At 62.7% G+C, this 15,946-nt stretch carries 17 protein-coding genes; 2 read left to right on the top strand and 15 right to left on the bottom strand.

Annotated features, from left to right (window positions below; all coding sequences use genetic code 11):
* Nucleotides 1–68 precede the first annotated feature (68 nt).
* The 3 genes from HX830_RS11055 to aroC are packed head-to-tail and all read right to left on the bottom strand — an operon-like array spanning nucleotide 69 to nucleotide 2,937.
* Nucleotides 69–689, bottom strand: a complete 621-nt coding sequence (locus HX830_RS11055) for a methylthioribulose 1-phosphate dehydratase (protein WP_177100147.1) — start codon at nucleotides 687–689, stop codon at nucleotides 69–71.
* Complete coding sequence (locus tag HX830_RS11050; protein WP_177100145.1) at nucleotides 686–1,846, bottom strand: MFS transporter; 1,161 nt, start codon at nucleotides 1,844–1,846, stop codon at nucleotides 686–688. Before HX830_RS11050 ends, HX830_RS11055 begins: the two co-directional genes overlap by 4 nt.
* Nucleotides 1,846–2,937 (bottom strand): chorismate synthase, encoded by a 1,092-nt coding sequence (aroC, locus tag HX830_RS11045; RefSeq protein WP_177100143.1) that lies wholly within the window; start codon nucleotides 2,935–2,937, stop codon nucleotides 1,846–1,848. Before aroC ends, HX830_RS11050 begins: the two co-directional genes overlap by 1 nt.
* Before the next feature lie 127 nt (nucleotides 2,938–3,064).
* Here aroC and HX830_RS11040 point away from each other — a divergent pair, with 127 nt between their 5' ends.
* A complete protein-coding gene (locus tag HX830_RS11040; RefSeq protein ID WP_256350444.1) occupies nucleotides 3,065–4,018 on the top strand; it encodes an alpha/beta hydrolase in 954 nt (317 codons plus the stop codon).
* A gap of 252 nt (nucleotides 4,019–4,270) precedes the next feature.
* Nucleotides 4,271–5,065: a hypothetical protein gene (locus tag HX830_RS11035; protein ID WP_177100141.1), complete on the top strand. Its 795-nt coding sequence runs from the start codon at nucleotides 4,271–4,273 to the stop codon at nucleotides 5,063–5,065.
* A 51-nt stretch (nucleotides 5,066–5,116) separates the two neighbouring features.
* On the opposite strand, the gene HX830_RS11030 is transcribed toward HX830_RS11035, so the two are convergent.
* The 12 genes from HX830_RS11030 to fleN all read right to left on the bottom strand — a co-directional run bounded on the left by HX830_RS11030 (nucleotide 5,117) and on the right by fleN (nucleotide 15,924).
* Nucleotides 5,117–5,509 (bottom strand): DUF2802 domain-containing protein, encoded by a 393-nt coding sequence (locus HX830_RS11030; protein ID WP_100939041.1) that lies wholly within the window; start codon nucleotides 5,507–5,509, stop codon nucleotides 5,117–5,119.
* The gene (locus HX830_RS11025) at nucleotides 5,510–5,992 is read right to left on the bottom strand and encodes a chemotaxis protein CheW (RefSeq protein ID WP_040069887.1); all 483 of its coding nucleotides are present in this window, start codon (nucleotides 5,990–5,992) and stop codon (nucleotides 5,510–5,512) included.
* Between the two features lie 73 nt (nucleotides 5,993–6,065).
* A complete protein-coding gene (locus HX830_RS11020) occupies nucleotides 6,066–6,971 on the bottom strand; it encodes a CheW domain-containing protein (RefSeq protein ID WP_152737246.1) in 906 nt (301 codons plus the stop codon).
* Nucleotides 6,972–7,055: 84 nt separating this feature from the next.
* Nucleotides 7,056–7,844, bottom strand: a complete 789-nt coding sequence (locus tag HX830_RS11015) for a ParA family protein (protein ID WP_103495936.1) — start codon at nucleotides 7,842–7,844, stop codon at nucleotides 7,056–7,058.
* Between the two features lie 51 nt (nucleotides 7,845–7,895).
* Nucleotides 7,896–8,783: a flagellar motor protein MotD gene (gene motD / locus HX830_RS11010; protein WP_103495937.1), complete on the bottom strand. Its 888-nt coding sequence runs from the start codon at nucleotides 8,781–8,783 to the stop codon at nucleotides 7,896–7,898.
* A gap of 10 nt (nucleotides 8,784–8,793) precedes the next feature.
* Complete coding sequence (locus HX830_RS11005; protein ID WP_103495938.1) at nucleotides 8,794–9,534, bottom strand: flagellar motor protein; 741 nt, start codon at nucleotides 9,532–9,534, stop codon at nucleotides 8,794–8,796.
* Nucleotides 9,534–10,667, bottom strand: a complete 1,134-nt coding sequence (locus tag HX830_RS11000) for a protein-glutamate methylesterase/protein-glutamine glutaminase (RefSeq protein ID WP_177100139.1) — start codon at nucleotides 10,665–10,667, stop codon at nucleotides 9,534–9,536. Before HX830_RS11000 ends, HX830_RS11005 begins: the two co-directional genes overlap by 1 nt.
* 52 nt (nucleotides 10,668–10,719) lie before the next feature.
* Entirely contained in the window at nucleotides 10,720–12,984 is a 2,265-nt protein-coding gene (locus HX830_RS10995) for a chemotaxis protein CheA (RefSeq protein WP_177100137.1), read from the bottom strand.
* A 14-nt stretch (nucleotides 12,985–12,998) separates the two neighbouring features.
* Entirely contained in the window at nucleotides 12,999–13,787 is a 789-nt protein-coding gene (locus HX830_RS10990; protein ID WP_103495941.1) for a protein phosphatase CheZ, read from the bottom strand.
* 22 nt (nucleotides 13,788–13,809) lie between these two features.
* Nucleotides 13,810–14,181: a chemotaxis response regulator CheY gene (locus HX830_RS10985; RefSeq protein WP_003183998.1), complete on the bottom strand. Its 372-nt coding sequence runs from the start codon at nucleotides 14,179–14,181 to the stop codon at nucleotides 13,810–13,812.
* 172 nt (nucleotides 14,182–14,353) lie between these two features.
* A complete protein-coding gene (gene fliA / locus HX830_RS10980) occupies nucleotides 14,354–15,094 on the bottom strand; it encodes an RNA polymerase sigma factor FliA (RefSeq protein WP_103495942.1) in 741 nt (246 codons plus the stop codon).
* On the bottom strand, nucleotides 15,091–15,924 hold the full coding sequence (fleN, locus tag HX830_RS10975) for a flagellar synthesis regulator FleN (protein WP_040069867.1): 834 nt from the start codon (nucleotides 15,922–15,924) through the stop codon (nucleotides 15,091–15,093). The genes fliA and fleN overlap by 4 nt, the downstream gene beginning before the upstream one ends.
* Nucleotides 15,925–15,946 lie beyond the last annotated feature (22 nt).

The raw sequence follows: 15,946 nt of genomic DNA, 5'->3' as shown, positions 1-15,946 counted from the left end.
CCTGCTCTGGAGGCCGGTCCGACGCGCCGGATAATCAGATAATCAACAGTTCGTGCAAAAACCGATATTCAGGAAGACCGCAGCGAACGGACTTTCAACTCACATTCAAAGAGAAACTCGAACGCTTCGATCTGGCGCAGGGCGTCGCTCATGCGCGCCCCCCAGGTGTAGAGACCGTGCCCGCGAATCAGATAACCGACGCAATCGGGATGCACCTCGAGCCAAGGCTGCACCTTGGCTGCCAGCCGCGCAATATCCTGGTCATTATCGAAGATCGGTACCCGCACCCGGGACTCATGGGTCGTGACCCCGGAGAAAGCCTTTTGCAGCTCATAGTCTTCGAACTCGATGAACTCGCCGGGCGTCATCCGCGACAACACCGTGGCATTCACCGAATGGGTGTGCAACACCGCGCCGATCTCCCCGCGCCAGGTATAGAGCTGGGTGTGCAACAGGGTTTCGGCCGAGGGCTTCTTGCCCGGCTCCAGGCTGTTGCCCGCCAGGTCGGTGGCGAGCACATCGTCCGGGCCCAACTGCCCCTTGTGCTTGCCGGACACCGTCAGCAGCGCCTGGCTGGCCGACAGGCGGGTCGAATAGTTGCTGCTGGTGGCCGGCGACCAGCCGCGACCATACAGAAAGCGCCCGGCCTCGATGATCTCCAGGCTCAATTGTTCACGGGTCAGGTTCATGGCCGCTCCTCCTCCATGCGTGTGGCAATGATAATGGCCGCGGCCAGGGCCGCGAGGCTGGCGATGCTGAAGGTCCAGGCCGGCCCCAGGCTGTTCCAGCTATAACCGGCGTACAGCGCGCCCAAAGCCCCGCCCGTACCGGCCAGTGCAGCGTACAACGCCTGCCCCTGGCCTTGCTGGCGCGCGCCGAAGCTACGTTGCACGAAATGAATGGCAGAGGCGTGAAAGCTGGCAAAGGTCGCCGCGTGCAGCACCTGGGCGAACAACAGCACCGCCAGGTGATCGGCCAACGCGCCCAGCAGCAGCCAGCGCACGGCGGCCAGGAGGAAACTGGCCAGCAGCACCCGACGGACCGAAAAGCGCGCGAGGACCCGGCTCATGGCCAGGAACATCAGCACTTCCGCCACCACCCCCAGAGCCCAGAGCATGCCGATCAGCCCACGCGTGTAGCCGAGGCTTTCCAGGTGCAGGGTCAGGAAGGTGTAGTAAGGACCATGGCTCATCTGCATCAGCGCGACACAGGCATAGAACGCCAACACCCCGGGGCGGCGCAACTGTCGCAGAAAACCTTCGCCAGGCACTCTCGGGCCCTGGCTCGGCGGCTGGGCATTGGGCACCCAGGCGCTGCTCAGGACGATACCGGTCATGATCAGCACAATGGCCACCGGGTAGATATCCAGGCTCAGGGCCTCGAACAGGCGTCCGAGTGCCACCACCGTGAGGATGAAACCGATGGAACCCCACAAGCGGATCTGGCTGTAACGTGCCGCCTGGCCCTGGACCTTCAGATGGGCCAGGGTGATGACTTCGAACTGTGGCAGCACCGCGTGCCAGAAAAACGCATGCAGGGCCATGACCAGCGCCAGCCAGGCGTAGCTCTTGTCGAAGAAGATCAGCGAAAACGCCAGCAAGGTGCAGACCGCGCCGAAGCGCACGATCGCCAGGCGCCGGCCCGTGTAGTCACCCAGCCAGCCCCAGATATTCGGCGCCACGCAGCGCATCAGCATGGGAATCGCCACCAGCTCGCCAATCCGCGCCGGGGCAAACCCCAGATGGTGGAAGTACAGCGCCAGGAACGGCGCCGTCGCTCCCAGCAAGGCGAAGTAGAACAGGTAGAAACTGGACAACCGCCAGTAAGGGAGCGGCGCCCCCGGCATTACAACTGGCCCAGTACCGGTGTGCCGACCCGCACGTCCGCGTTCTGCCCGCGGTGACGCAGCAGGTGGTCCATCAGTACGATCGCCATCATCGCTTCGGCGATCGGGGTGGCACGGATGCCCACGCAAGGGTCATGACGGCCCTTGGTGATCACGTCCACCGGGTTGCCATGGATATCGATGGAGCGTCCCGGCGTAGTGATGCTCGAGGTCGGTTTGAGGGCCAGGTGCGCGACAATCGGCTGGCCGGAGGAAATCCCGCCAAGGATGCCGCCGGCGTTGTTGCTGAGGAAACCTTCCGGGGTCAGTTCGTCGCGATGTTCGGTGCCGCGCTGGGCCACGCAGGCAAAACCGGCACCGATCTCGACCCCCTTGACCGCGTTGATGCTCATCAGCCCATGGGCCAGTTCCGCATCCAGGCGGTCGAAGATCGGCTCGCCGAGGCCCGGCATCACGCCTTCGGCAACCACGGTGATCTTCGCACCGACCGAATCCTGGTCGCGCCGCAACTGGTCCATATAGGCTTCAAGCTCAGGCACCTTGTCCGGATCGGGACAGAAAAAGGCATTCTGCTCCACCGAGTCCCAGGTCTTGAACGGGATTTCGATAGGGCCCAGCTGGCTCATGTAGCCACGGATAACGATGCCCTGGCTGGCGAGGAATTTCTTCGCGATGGCACCGGCCGCCACGCGCATGGCGGTTTCCCGGGCGGAACTGCGGCCGCCGCCGCGATAATCGCGCCCACCGTATTTATGGTGATAGGTGTAGTCGGCGTGGGCCGGGCGGAACAGGTCCTTGATCGCCGAGTAGTCCTTGGACTTCTGGTCGGTGTTGCGGATCAGCAGGCCGATGGCGCAGCCGGTGGTACGGCCTTCGAAAACCCCGGAGAGGATCTCCACTTCGTCGGCTTCCTGGCGCTGGGTGGTGTGGCGGCTGGTGCCCGGCTTGCGGCGGTCGAGGTCGCGCTGCAGGTCGTCCAGGGACAACTCCAGGCCCGGAGGGCAGCCGTCGACAATGGCGACCAACGCCGGGCCATGGCTTTCGCCTGCGGTGGTGACAGTGAACAGCTTGCCGTAAGTATTGCCGGACATGCAGGGCGCTCCGCGAATCGAGTCTAGATCAAGCGTGGCAGTATACGCGGGCTATCCCCGTAGTTCATCCTCGAACCTTATCCTCGATGGCGAGTCGAACCGACACTCTGTAGATAATGGCGTGATAATGCTGCGATTGATTCTGATGGCCCTGACCCTGTTCAGCGGTTTTGCCCAAGCCTCCGTGCTGCTACAACAACCGATCACCCTGGACACCGGCAGCGGCGAGCTGTTCGGCTCGTTGCTGCTGCCGCGCTCCGACGCACCGGTACCCGTGGTGTTGATCGTGTCCGGCTCAGGCCCCACCGATCGCGATGGCAACAATCCCGATGGCGGTCGCACCGACAGCCTCAAGCGCCTGGCCGGGGTACTGGCCAGTCACAATATTGCCAGCGTGCGCTTCGACAAGCGTGGCGTGGCCGCCAGCCTGGCGGCCGCACCCGACGAGCGAACCCTGAGTATCGAGGGATATACGGCGGATGTGGTGGCCTGGGGCGAAAAGCTCAAGGCCGACCCGCGTTTCGGGCCACTGATCCTGCTCGGCCACAGCGAGGGCGCATTGATCGCCACCCTGGCGGCGCCCAAGCTGGACGTCGCGGCGCTGATCAGCGTCGCCGGCAGCGGCCGCCCGGTCGACAGCGTGGTCCGCCAGCAACTGGCCAATAACCTGCCGCCGGCCTTGATGTTGCGGGCCAACGCTCTGCTCGACAGCCTCAAGGCCGGGCACCTGGACAACGATATCCCCGCGCCGCTGATGCCGATTTTCCGTCCCAGCGTCCAGCCCTACCTGATCAGCCTGTTTCGCCAGGACCCGGCGGCGGCTTTCGCCCGCCTGAAGATACCCGCACTGATCGTCCAGGGCCGCAACGACATCCAGGTCGGCGTCGGCGATGCCGAGGCGCTCAAGGCCGCCAAGCCGGACGCGCAGCTGGCGCTGATTGACGGCATGAACCACGTGCTGCGTATCGTCCCCGAAGATATCAAGAGCCAGCTGGCCTCCTACAAGGACCCGCAACTGCCTCTGGCCGCCGAACTGGGCAGCCGGATCCTGGCCTTTATCGACGGGCTGCCGCATCACTGAGGCCCGGCTTGAGGGCGTCAAAAGCTTCGCGGGCAAGCCCAGCTCCTACAGTTCAGTGTCGTGTGTAAAATTTGTGTTCGACACTGGACTGTAGGAGCTGGGCTTGCCCGCGAAGAGGCCCTCAAGACCGCTACAGGACCGGTGCCAGGCCCAAGGGCACTTTCTGCTCCAGTCCTGCCAAAAACGGCCGATAAGTCATTGCCGGTACCGATATTGTGACCGGCAAGCTGGATACGGACAGGATCTTGCCGAATGACTGAACCCCAAGCCTCAACCGAAAACACCGCCGAAGCCGCCGAGGCCCCGCCCGTGGAGCTGCCGTGGGCGGACGTCCAGGCCGAGCACTTCAAGCTGCTGCGCCTGGCGCCCCTGCCCACCGAGCGCAGCACCGGCGCCCGCCCCCTGCGGTTTGTCCAGTTCGGCTACGCCGAGCGCCATAGCAAGGAACGCAGCCTGCTGCGCCTGGAGATCCAGCTGCCGGGACAACGGGTGCGCAAGGAACAGAACCACCTGGACGTGTGGGTCGACCACAGCACCCAGCGCGTGCATTTCGGACCGGAAAGCGGCTTGCAGGTCGAGCCGATGAATCGCGGTATCGGACGTTTCCTGGCCGCCCAGGCCGCGATCTGGGCCCAGAAGAAAGGCTCACATTACGTGGTCGATGGCGCCACCCTGCAAAACAAGGACGCCTTGAACGAAGACACCCGCCTGCGCCGCGATCACTTCCTGAAAGTCCAGGGTTACGAAGTCGAATACGCGGATGCCCCCCTGCACCTCAAGGGCAGCTACAAGGACGTGCGGGTCGGCGACCTGCGCACGGCGTGGAACACCGAAAAACTGCAATTCGTCGAAATACTCGAAGCGGCGCAGATGCTGCAGACCGCCGAACAGAACCTGCTGGAACAGGAAGTGAAGCTGCGCCAGCAGGAAGAACGCGTGAGCAAATTCAAGCGTGAAGACACCGGCCTGCGCTTCACCATCACCTGCCTGGTGGCCTTTGCGATGTTCCAGGCCGGCTTGCTGATCTGGATCGCGACCCGTCACTGAACCTTGTGGCGCCCATCCAAGGGCGCCAGGGTCAGGCCAACGGCGAAGGCTTCAACCCCGATGCAACTTGCTCATCAGTTCCGCCTCGGCCTGGGTCAGGCCGCAGGACTGCGTCAATTCATCAACGCTGGCCCCCATCCCCACCAGCCGTGCCGCCTGGGCGAAGGACAGGCTCGACGGATCACGCTGCTCCAGCTGGGCAAGCTTTTCCGGCAAGGGTGCGACGACGGCCCGCAGCTCGTGCAGGTCCTCGCCCATGCGCACGGTGCCGTTCTGGAAGTTATCCACGCGCCGCGCCAGCTCCTTGATGCGTTGGTCCCGCAACGCATCGCCCTCGGCCTGCTGCCCGGCAATCAGACGCTGGTTGCGGGCATAGACCACAAACATCCCTACGGTCCCGGCCCACAACAGGGCCAGGAGAATAACGGCGACCTCAAGAATCAATCAGATGCTCTCCAGCTCGGACCATTCTTCTTCGCTCATCATCTTGTCCAGCTCAACCAGAATCAGCAGTTCGTTGTTCTTGTTGCACACGCCCTGGATGAACTTGGCCGATTCGTCGTTACCCACGTTCGGCGCGGTTTCGACTTCCGACTGACGCAGATAGACCACTTCGGCCACGCTGTCGACCATGATACCGACCACTTGCTTGTCGGCCTCGATGATCACGATACGGGTGTTGTCGTTCACTTCGGTCGGCATCAGGCCGAAACGCTGGCGGGTGTCGATCACGGTGACCACGTTGCCGCGCAGGTTGATGATCCCCAGCACGTAGCTCGGTGCACCCGGTACCGGGGCGATCTCGGTGTAGCGCAGGACTTCCTGGACGCGCATCACGTTGATCCCATAGGACTCGTTATCCAGCTTGAAGGTTACCCATTGCAGGATCGGATCTTCGGAACTCTGTGCGGACGACGACTTATTCATACCCCTGACCCTCAATGACCGTTGATACGGTGTGTGCTCTGGCAAGCCTCGCGGGGGGACCGCGAGGACGCCGTTATTTGTTCGTTGGTTTGCTGGCTGGTTTACCGGCCGGCTTGTTCGTTTGCAGATGTTTCACCGCACCGCTGGCGATCAGTTCAGCCAGTTCGGAGACGTCGAGCAACGCACACATGTGTTCGATGACCGTGCCGGCCAGCCACGGCCGCTGTCCACGATGGGTACGCCATTTGATTTCGTTGGGGTCCAGGCGCAGGGAACGGCTGACCTGATGCACCGCCAGCCCCCATTCGTAGCCCTGGACCGAGATCACATATTGCAGCCCCTGGCGGAAATCGTCGCGATAGCGGTCCGGCATCACCCAGCGCGCGGTATCCAGCACTTTCAGGTTGCCGGCCTGGCTCGGCAGGATCCCGAGGAACCATTCCGGCTGTCCGAACAATGGCGTCAGCTCGTGCCCCGCCAGCGAATAGATCGACCCCAGGCAGACCAGCGGCACCGCCAGGGTCAGCCCGGCGACGTCGAACAGCAGGCATTCGAAAGGCTCGGCCGCCCAATGGGGACGCTCGTCGCCCTGCATCGGTGGCGGCGGGATATTCGCCGCGGGCGGCAGATGCACCTCGACCACCGGCTCCACCACCACGGGCGCGACCGGCACAACCTGCGGTATCGCCACCGGCGCTTCCAACACCACTGGCACTGGCGCAGGCGCCGCCACCACGGGAGCGGCAACCACGGCTTGCGCGGCCAGGGCATCGCGGGCCTGCTCTTCGAGCACGGCGGCCTGGAACTCGTCCAGCTCGCTGGCCGCGCTCGGCTCTACCAGCAGCGGTACCGCGACCGGCACCTCGACGGCGACGGCGATTTCCACCGGCAACTCTTCGGTCGCCTCCTGCAGCAGTGCATCCAGATAGGATTGCAGCGCCACTTGCGGCCGTGTGGTGATTTCGACAGGACGGATCATGTGCATGCCCATGGAGATGTCCCGTTACAGTAACCTGTAAAGGGTATCGGCTGGACAGGCAGATGACTTGAGGACTGGGACACGTCAGGCCACCTGCGGAATGAGTTGTTGGGTGAGCAAGTGCTTGAGCAAGGCCCGATAGGCCAGCACGCCCCGGCTCTTGCCGTCGAACTGCGACGGTGTGACACCCGCCCGGCTGGCATCGCGCAGGCGCGTGTCGACCGGAATGTAGCCTTCCCAGATGGTCTCCGGGAACTTGTCGCGCAGGACCCGCAGAGTCCCCATGGACGCCTGGGTCCGGCGATCGAACAAGGTCGGTACGATGGTGTAGGGCAAGGCCTGCTTGCGTGAACGGTTGATCATCGCCAGGGTGTTGACCATCCGCTCCAGGCCCTTGACCGCCAGATGTTCGGTCTGCACCGGCACCACCAGTTGCTGGCTCGCCGCCAAGGCGTTGACCATCAGCACACCCAACAGCGGCGGGCTGTCGATCACCGCGTAATCGAAATCCTGCCACAACTGCGCCAGACTCTTGGCGATCACCAGGCCCAGGCCGCTCTGGCCCGGCGACAAGCGCTCAAGGGTCGCCAGGGCGGTGCTGGAGGGCAACAGGGAAATCCGTTCGTCGCTGGTGGACAGCAGCAATTGCCCGGGCAAGCCCACAGGCACCGTGCCCCGGTGCTGGAACAGGTCGAAGGTGCTGTGTTCCAGGGTATCGGGGTCATAACCGAAATAGCTGGTCATCGAGCCGTGGGGGTCGAGGTCGACCACGACCACGCGCTTGCCCGCCTCGGCCAGCAATCCGGCTAAAGCGATGGAGGAAGTGGTCTTACCGACGCCACCCTTTTGATTGGCTACTGCCCAGACTCTCATTCAGTGTATTCCTCCCGCCCGGCGTCAAGCCGGCCGAGAAATAGCGCCAAGTTATAGAGCAGGTGCCGGAGATTTGACGGCCTTCTCGCGTACCGCTTGCTTTATCGCTGGCGGTGCAGTTTGTGTGCCAGCACGCTTCAAGGCCGCGTCCGGTGTTGCATTGGCCGTACCGGTACCGGTCAGGCTGCGGCGTACGTCGAGATTACGCGACACCACCAGCACCACCCGCCGGTTGCGCGCCCGACCTTCGGCGGTGGCATTGTTGGCCACCGGCTGGAACTCGCCATACCCCACCGATGCCAGCCGGCCGGGGTTGACCCCGTCCATGGCCATCATCCGCACGATACTCGCCGAACGGGCCGAGGACAGCTCCCAGTTGGTGGGATATTGCGCGGTACGGATCGGCTGGTCGTCGGTAAAGCCTTCGACGTGGATCGGGTTGTCGAAGGGTTTGAGGATCTTCGCCACCTTCTCGATGATGTTGAACGCCATGTCACTGGGCATTGCATCGCCGCTGCCGAACAGCAGGCTGGAGTTGAGTTCGATCTCGACCCACAGTTCGTTGCCGCGCACGGTCATCTGGTTGGAACTGATCAGGTCGCCGAACGCCGCGCTGATATCGTCGGCGATGCTCTTGAGCGGGTCCTTGGCCCCCTGGCCGATGGCGGCATCGGTCTGATCGACATCCTTGATCAGCGGGTCGGCAGGCTTGACCGTGACCGGGCGCTCGTCACCGATGGGAATCGGCTTGAGGCTGCGGTCGGCGTCGTTGAAGACCCCGACCAGCGCCTGGGAGATCACCTTGTACTTGCCTTCGTTGATCGAGGAAATCGAGTACATGACCACGAAAAAGGCGAACAGCAGCGTGATGAAGTCAGCGTAGGAAACCAACCAGCGCTCGTGATTCACATGCTCTTCGTGTTGGCGACGTCTGGCCATGTCTACTCCATCACTCCATGAAGCCTTGCAGCTTCAATTCAATGGAGCGCGGGTTCTCGCCCTCGGCAATCGACAGGATGCCCTCGAGGAGCATTTCCCGATAACGCGACTGGCGAAAGGCAATCGACTTGAGCTTGCTGGCCACCGGCAGCAGTATCAGGTTGGCACTGGCCACGCCGTAGATGGTCGCGACAAAGGCCACGGCAATCCCGCTACCCAGTTGCGAGGGGTCGCCGAGGTTGCCCATCACGTGAATCAAGCCCATCACCGCACCGATGATACCGATGGTCGGCGCATAGCCGCCCATGCTTTCGAAGACCTTGGCGGCCTCGATATCACGGCTTTCCTGGGTGTAGAAGTCCACTTCGAGGATGCTGCGGATGGCTTCCGGCTCGGCACCGTCGACCAGCAGTTGCAGGCCCTTGCGCGAGTAGGTGTCGGGCTCGGCCTCGGCGATGCTTTCCAGGCCCAACAGGCCTTCCTTGCGCGCCGTCAGACTCCAGTTGACCACGCGCTCGACGCCGGCAGGCAGATCGATACGCGGTGGAAAGAGGATCCAGATAAGAATCTGCATGGCGCGCTTGAACGCGCTCATCGGCGATTGCAGCAAAGCCGCGCCGATGGTCCCGCCCAGCACGATCAAGGCGGCCGGACCGTTGGCCAGGGCCCCCAGGTGACCACCTTCGAGGAAGTTGCCGCCGATGATGGCGACAAACGCCAGAATCATCCCGATAAGGCTCAACACATCCATCAGAGACAAGCCTCGACCAGGTGCTTGCCGATTTCATCGAGGCTGTACACCGCATCGGCCAGCTCAGCCTTGACGATGGCCATGGGCATGCCGTAGATCACGCAACTGGCTTCGTCCTGGGCCCAGATGGCACTGCCGCCCTGCTTGAGCAGGCGCGCGCCTTCACGACCATCGGCGCCCATGCCGGTGAGAACCACCGCCAGAACTTTGTCACCGTAGGACTTGGCCGCGGAACCAAAGGTGATATCCACACAAGGCTTGTAGTTCAGACGCTCATCGCCTGGCAGGATTTTCACCGCGCCACGCCCGTCGATCATCATCTGCTTGCCGCCCGGAGCGAGCAGGGCCAGCCCGGGACGCAGGATGTCGCCATCCTCGGCTTCCTTGACGCTGATCTGGCAAAGCTTGTCCAGACGTTCGGCAAAAGCCTTGGTGAAGGCCGCCGGCATATGCTGGATCAACACGATGGGCGCCGGGAAGCTGGCCGGCAACTGGGTCAGGACCCGCTGCAGGGCTACCGGACCACCGGTGGAGGTACCGATGGCAACCAGCTTGTAGGCCTTGCGCTTCGGCGCGCCGGAGGTCGAGACCGCGGCGTGTGCGGGCGCCGGAGCGCGACTGGCCACCGGGGTGGTGCGCACGGGGGCCGGAGCCGGGCTGCCGTAGCTGCTGGACACCGGTGTCGGCGTAGGGGCCGGAGACGGCGCGGCAGCAGGCACACTGCTGAAGCGGCGGTTACTGCGCGAAATGCTGTGAACCTTCTCGCACAGCAGCTGCTTGACCTTCTCCGGGTTGCGCGAGATATCTTCGAAATTCTTCGGCAGGAAGTCCACGGCCCCGGCGTCCAGCGCATCGAGGGTGACCCGGGCGCCTTCGTGGGTGAGGGACGAGAACATCAGCACCGGCGTCGGGCAGCGCTGCATGATATGCCGCACCGCCGTGATGCCGTCCATCATCGGCATCTCGTAGTCCATGGTGATCACGTCCGGCTTGAGGGCCAGGGCCTGATCGATGGCTTCTTTACCGTTGGTCGCCGTACCGACGACCTGAATGCTTGGATCCGCCGAAAGAATTTCCGAGACGCGGCGGCGGAAAAACCCCGAATCATCCACCACCAGGACCTTGACTACCATAAACACTCCGTTAGGCACGGCGGCGGGCTTAAGCCCAGCCGCCGGGCCAGAATCAAATACGCCGTGCGGCGTAACGCTTGAGCATGCTCGGCACGTCGAGAATCAGGGCAATGCGACCGTCACCGGTAATGGTGGCGCCCGACATGCCCGGGGTCCCTTGCAGCATCTTGCCCAGCGGTTTGATGACCACTTCTTCCTGGCCGACCAACTGATCGACGACAAAGCCGATCCGCTGGGTGCCCACCGAAAGGATCACCACGTGGCCTTCACGCTGCTCTTCATGAGCGGCCGAGCTGACCAGCCAGCGCTTGAGGTAGAACAGCGGCAGGGCCTTGTCGCGGACGATCACCACTTCCTGGCCGTCGACCACGTTGGTGCGCGACAGATCGAGGTGGAAGATCTCGTTGACGTTGACCAGCGGGAAGGCAAAAGCCTGGTTGCCGAGCATGACCATCAGGGTCGGCATGATCGCCAGGGTCAACGGGACCTTGATGACGATCTTCGAGCCCTTGCCCTTGGTCGAGTAGATGTTGATGGTACCGTTGAGCTGGGCGATCTTGGTTTTCACCACGTCCATGCCCACGCCACGCCCTGACACGTCGGAAATCTCGGTCTTGGTCGAGAAGCCCGGGGCGAAGATCAGGTTGAAACAGTCGGTCTCGCTCAGGCGATCGGCCGCATCCTTGTCCATCAGGCCCTTCTTCACCGCGATACTGCGCAGCACGTCGGCGTCCATGCCCTTGCCGTCATCGGAGATCGACAGCAGGATGTGGTCGCCTTCCTGCTCGGCGGAGAGGATGACCCGACCGCTGCGGGACTTGCCCATGGCTTCGCGGTCGGCCGGTTCTTCGATACCGTGGTCGACCGAGTTGCGCACCAAGTGGACCAGCGGGTCGGCCAGGGCCTCCACCAGGTTCTTGTCGAGGTCGGTCTCTTCGCCCACCAGTTCCAGGTTGATCTCTTTCTTCAACTGCCGGGCCAGGTCGCGAACCAGGCGCGGGAAGCGGCCGAAGACTTTCTTGATCGGCTGCATGCGGGTTTTCATCACCGCGGTCTGCAGGTCGGCGGTTACCACGTCGAGATTGGACACGGCCTTGGACATGGCTTCATCGCCGCTGTTCAAGCCCAGGCGCACCAGGCGGTTACGCACCAGCACCAGTTCGCCGACCATGTTCATGATTTCGTCCAGGCGCGCGGTGTCGACCCGCACGGTGGTTTCCGCTTCGCTGGCGGCCGGCTTGTCGCCTGCGGCAGCGGCAGGAGCCGGGGCACGGGCCGGAGCCGGTGCGGCAGCGGCGGCAGATGCGGGTGCGGCCTTGGCCGGAGCAGGTGTCGCGGCCGGGGCCTTGGCAACAGGTGCGGGGGCGGCAGCGGCAGCCGGTTTGGTCGCGACCGCCGTGGTCGCGGCCACTTCGGTGAACTTGCCCTTGCCATGCAGCTCGTCGAGCAGCGATTCGAATTCCTGGTCGGTGATCAGGTCGCCGCTTGCAGCGCCGGTTTTCTCGGCCGCCTGAGCCGCAGCCGGAGTGGTATCGAGCGCCTCGACCTTGAACGAACCCTTGCCATGCAACTGGTCGAGCAAGGCTTCGAATTCGTCGTCGGTGATATCGCTACTTTTTTCAGCCCCACCGCTGGCCGCCGCCGGTGCTGCCGGCGGAGTCGGCGCCGCGACGGCATCCGGCGCGAACTGGCCCTTGCCGTGCAACTGGTCGAGCAGGGATTCGAACTCGGCGTCGGTGATTTCATCGCCACCAGCCTCGCCTTGTACCGCAGCCACGGCCTTGGGCGCCTCGGCTTCGGCCTTGACGCTGTTCAGGGAGTCGAGCAGCATTTCGAATTCGTTATCGGTGATGTCGCCGGATTCGCTTTCAGCGACCGGTTCCGGCTCCGCCACTTCGGCCACTGGCGCGGCCACTTCCTCGGCACCCGCCGGCTCCGCCAGGCGCGCCAAGGCCGCCAGCAGCTCCGGAGTCGCCGCAGTGATCGGGCCACGTTCACGGACTTCGCTGAACATGCCATTCACCGCATCCAGCGCTTCCAGGACCACGTCCATCAGCTCCGAGTCGACGCGTCGCTCCCCCTTGCGCAGGATGTCGAACACGTTCTCGGCGATGTGACAGCACTCCACCAGCTCGTTGAGCTGGAGGAAGCCGGCGCCCCCTTTTACAGTGTGAAAACCGCGAAAGATTGCATTGAGCAGATCCGCATCATCTGGCCGGCTTTCCAGCTCGACCAGTTGTTCGGACAGTTGCTCCAGAATCTCGCCGGCCTCAACCAGAAAATCCTGAAGGATCTCTTCATCGGCGCCGAAGCTCATGTGTTTGGGTGCTCCTAGAATCCAAGACTGGAAAGCAAATCGTCGACATCGTCCTGACCGGACATAACGTCTTCACGTTTATCGGCATGAATCTGCGGACCTTCACCCTGGGCCATCTGTTTTTGTGGGTCTTTTTCGGCAAGAAGCGCATCGCGGTCATGTTCGATACCGGCAAAGCGGTCGACCTGACTGGCCATCAGCACCAATTTGAGCAGATTGCTTTCCACTTCGGTGACCATCTGGGTCACGCGCTTGATCACCTGGCCGGTAAGGTCCTGGTAATCCTGGGCCAGCAGAATATCGTTCAGTTCGCTCGAAACAGCGCGGGTTTCCTGCTCGCTGCGGGACAGGAAGGTCTCGACCCGCCGCGCCAGCTCGCGAAACTCCTGGGCACCGACTTCGCGCCGCATGAAACGGCCCCAGTCGGCACCCAGGGCCTTGGCCTCGACGTTCAGGCCAGTGATCCTCGGGGTCGCACTCTCCACCAGGTCCATGGTGCGATTGGCCGCTGCTTCGGTCAGCCTGACCACATAGGACAGGCGCTCGGTGGCGTCGGTGATCTGCGACACTTCCTCGGCCTGCGGCATATGCGGGTCGATCTGGAAGTTGACAATGGCGCTGTGCAATTCGCGGGTGAGCTTGCCGACTTCCAGGTACAGGCCACGGTCACGGGTCTGATTCAGCTCATGGATCATTTGCACCGCGTCGCCAAACCGGCCTTTTTCAAGGCTGTCGACCAGCTCGCGGGCATGTTTTTTCAGGGTTAGTTCAAAATCACCCAGTGAAGATTCGTTGTGCTCCATAGCGCCCCCGTGGTGGACTTCATCAACCGATGCGTTCGAAGATCTTCTCGATCTTCTCTTTCAACGCCTGGGCCGTGAATGGTTTGACCACATAGCCGTTTACACCGGCCTGGGCAGCTTCGATGATCTGCTCGCGCTTGGCTTCAGCGGTCACCATCAGCACCGGCAGGTGCTTGAGCTTTTCATCGGCGCGCACGTGGCGCAGCAGATCGATACCGGTCATGCCGGGCATGTTCCAGTCGGTGACCAGAAAGTCGATGCTACCGCTGTTGAGGACGGGAATCGCGGTAGTACCGTCGTCCGCCTCAACCGTGTTGGTGAACCCGAGGTCACGCAACAGGTTCTTGATGATCCGCCGCATCGTTGAAAAATCATCAACGATGAGGATTTTCATGTTCTTGTCCAATTCGACCTCCAAGCAGTCTTAAACGCGTACAGCACCTGGACGCGCTGTTCAATCAATTCGGCACAGCACTCAACGACTGCATGGAAACGCCATCCGGCCGAGTCACCCGCAAGACGTCAAACGCCCTGCCGGTCTCGTTCGCAGTGTTCCCACACTGCCCTCAGCGCGCTCGCCACTCCCCCAAACGCCCCCGCAAACGGGCCGCGCACTGGCTGTGTAACTGGCTGACTCGCGACTCGCTGACCCCCAGCACCTCACCAATTTCCTTGAGGTTCAGCTCCTCGTCGTAGTACAGCGCCAAGACCAGTCGCTCACGCTCCGGCAAATTGGCAATCGCATCCGCCAGCGCTGCCTGGAAGCGTTCATCCTCCAGGTCGCGCGACGGCTCGAGATGAGCACTTGCGCCGTCCTCGTGCAGCCCTTCATGGTCGCCGTCCTGCAACAGGTCGTCGAAACTGAACAGGCGGCTGCCCAAGGTATCGTTCAAAATCCCGTAATAATCGTCGAGACTCAATTGGAGTTCGGCTGCAACCTCGTGATCTTTAGCGTCACGGCCGGTTTTTGCTTCAATTGCGCGAATTGCGTCACTGACCATACGGGTATTGCGGTGTACCGAACGTGGTGCCCAGTCGCCCTTGCGCACTTCATCGAGCATCGCGCCGCGGATACGAATGCCGGCATAGGTCTCGAAACTGGCACCCTTGCTCGCGTCGTACTTGGTCGAGACTTCCAGCAGCCCGATCATCCCGGCCTGGATCAGATCCTCGACCTGGACACTGGCCGGCAACCGCGCCAGCAGGTGATAGGCGATACGTTTGACCAACGGTGCGTAACGTTCAATCAATTCATATTGGCTGTCACGCGACGACTTGGAATACATGCGATAGCCACTGGCAGTCATAGCACCGGTCCCGCACTCGTTTGATGCACCAGACGCTCGACGAAAAACTCCAGGTGCCCCCGTGGATTGGCGGGAAGCGGCCAGGTGTCGACCTTCTGAGCGATAGCCTTGAACGCCAAGGCACATTTCGAACGAGGGAATGCCTCGTAGACCGCACGCTGCTTTTGCACGGCCTTGCGCACACACTCGTCATAAGGAACGGCGCCGACGTATTGTAAGGCCACGTCCAGGAAACGATCCGTGACCTTGGTCAACTTGGCGAACAGGTTGCGGCCTTCCTGCGGGCTCTGGGCCATGTTGGCCAGCACGCGGAAGCGGTTCATGCCGTAGTCGCGGTTGAGCAACTTGATCAAGGCGTAGGCATCGGTGATCGATGTCGGCTCGTCGCAGACCACCAGCAGCACTTCCTGGGCCGCGCGGACGAAGCTGACCACCGACTCACCAATGCCCGCGGCGGTGTCGATCACCAGCACGTCGAGGTTGTCGCCGATATCGCTGAATGCCTGGATCAAGCCGGCATGCTGCGCCGGGCTCAGGTGCACCATGCTCTGGGTCCCCGAGGCCGCCGGCACGATACGAATCCCGCCCGGGCCTTGCAACAGCACATCGCGCAGCTCACAGCGGCCTTCGACCACGTCGGCCAGGGTACGTTTGGGTGTCAGGCCCAGCAGGACGTCGACATTCGCCAGCCCCAGATCCGCATCCAGCAGCATGACGCGCCGGCCAAGCTCAGCCAGGGCCAGGGATAAATTCACTGACACGTTGGTCTTCCCGACGCCACCTTTGCCGCCGGTCACCGCGATCACCTGTACGGGATGCATGCTGCCCATGTTCTCTTCTTACCTTGTCTTG

The organism is Pseudomonas gingeri (assembly GCF_013385425.1).
Classification (GTDB): Bacteria; Pseudomonadota; Gammaproteobacteria; order Pseudomonadales; family Pseudomonadaceae; genus Aquipseudomonas; species Aquipseudomonas gingeri_D.
This window is presented reverse-complemented; position numbering and strand designations above follow the sequence as displayed.